1 protein-coding gene is annotated in these 600 nt (G+C 61.2%); it reads right to left on the bottom strand.

What is annotated here, in order from left to right; genetic code table 11:
* Positions 1 to 600, bottom strand: a 600-nt coding sequence (locus tag KQH55_RS15585) for a condensation domain-containing protein (protein WP_235091604.1), incomplete at both ends; no start/stop codon positions are given.

The raw sequence follows: 600 nt of genomic DNA, 5'->3' as shown, positions 1-600 counted from the left end.
CTGGTGCACGCACCGATGTTTTGGATACGCCTGCTGCGTCGCGTTCCATGTCTGCAGCAGCAACTGGCGCTCGGCCGGTGACAGCAACTCAAGCGTGGCCACCGGCTGCTGGGGGCGAGCCACCATGGCGCGCAACATCGTCTGCAAATACCCGACGTGCCGCTCAATCGTGAATCGCTCAAACAGCGCCGTCGCATAGCCCAGCGCACCGACGATCTCTTCACCTACTTCATGCAAATGCAGGTCCAGATCGAACTTAGCCGCCTCGTAAGCTAAGTCCGCTGGCGTGACTTCCAACCCCGGCAGATCCCACGCGGCACGCTCGTTACTCTGCCACGCGAACATCACCTGAAACAGCGGCGTATGATCGAGCCGACGCGGCGGTTGCACGATCTCGACCACTTGCTCGAATGGCAGGTCCTGGTGCGCTTGTGCGTCCAACGTCGTGCGCCGCACGCGCTTAAGCAGTTCGCTCGTATTGGGCTCATCGGATAAGTCGACACGCAACGCCAACGTATTGACAAAGAAGCCGATCAACGGCTCGATGGCGGCATGCCCGCGATTGGCACTGGGTGTGCCGATGACCACGTCGTCCTGGCC

The organism is Mycetohabitans sp. B3 (genome assembly GCF_021498065.1).
Taxonomy (GTDB): Bacteria; Pseudomonadota; Gammaproteobacteria; order Burkholderiales; family Burkholderiaceae; genus Mycetohabitans.
This window is presented reverse-complemented; position numbering and strand designations above follow the sequence as displayed.